The organism is Roseinatronobacter ekhonensis (genome assembly GCF_900499075.1).
In the GTDB taxonomy this organism is placed as follows: Bacteria; Pseudomonadota; Alphaproteobacteria; order Rhodobacterales; family Rhodobacteraceae; genus Roseinatronobacter; species Roseinatronobacter ekhonensis.
Genome location: NZ_UIHC01000183.1, coordinates 1 through 794 on the forward strand (window position 1 = coordinate 1; position 794 = coordinate 794).

The following is a 794-nucleotide window of genomic DNA, read 5'->3' on the forward strand; positions in this document are numbered from 1 at the left end:
TGTCAATCCCGGAGCAAAATTGGCCAAGTTCCCGGTGTAAAATTGATCAGCTTGGTCGCGGTTTAGCTGCGCCTTGGCGCGGGTGCTCTCCAGATAGCTGACGTGTGCCAAGGCGCGCAGGCCGCAGGCCAGCACTTTTGATCGCGGATATTTGGAGTTCAGATTTGGGCTTTACGGCTTTCGCGCAGCCGGAAGCTTTCGCCGTTCATTTCGAGGATATGGACGTGATGGGTCAGGCGGTCGAGAATGGCACCGGTGAGGCGTTCCGAGCCGAAGACTTCGGTCCATTCGTCAAACGGTAGGTTTGAGGTGATGATGATGGAGCCGCGCTCGTATCGTTGCGAGATGACCTCGAAGAGCAGCTCGGCGCCGGTCTTGCTGAGCGGAACGAAGCCGAGTTCGTCGATGATCAGAAGGTCCTGACTGGCCAGGAGCTTTTGAATACGCTGTAGGCGCCGTTCGTCGGCAGCCTCGATCAGTTCGTGGACCAAGGCTGCAGCGGTTGTGAAGCGAACCTTCAGACCCTTTTGGCAGGCCGCCAGTCCGAGCCCTAGGGCGACGTGGGTCTTGCCGGTGCCGCTCGGGCCCAGGGCGATGACGTTCTCGCGCCGATCTACGAAGGCGCAGCGGGCCAGTTCCATGGTCAGGGTCTTGTTGAGAGAGGCGATGACCTTGAAGTCAAAGCTGTCCAGGCTCTTGGTCGCCGGGAACTTGGCGTCCTTGATCCGGCGTTCGATCATCCGACGTTCGCGCTCAATCAGTTCCAGTTCACAGAGCCGCAGCAGGTAGTGAAC

General features: G+C 59.2%; 1 protein-coding gene. It reads right to left on the minus strand.

What is annotated here, in order from left to right:
* Positions 1-158 precede the first annotated feature (158 nt).
* The coding region (gene istB / locus ROE7235_RS19755) for an IS21-like element helper ATPase IstB (RefSeq protein WP_121097763.1) at positions 159-794 on the minus strand (636 nt) is incomplete at its 5' end.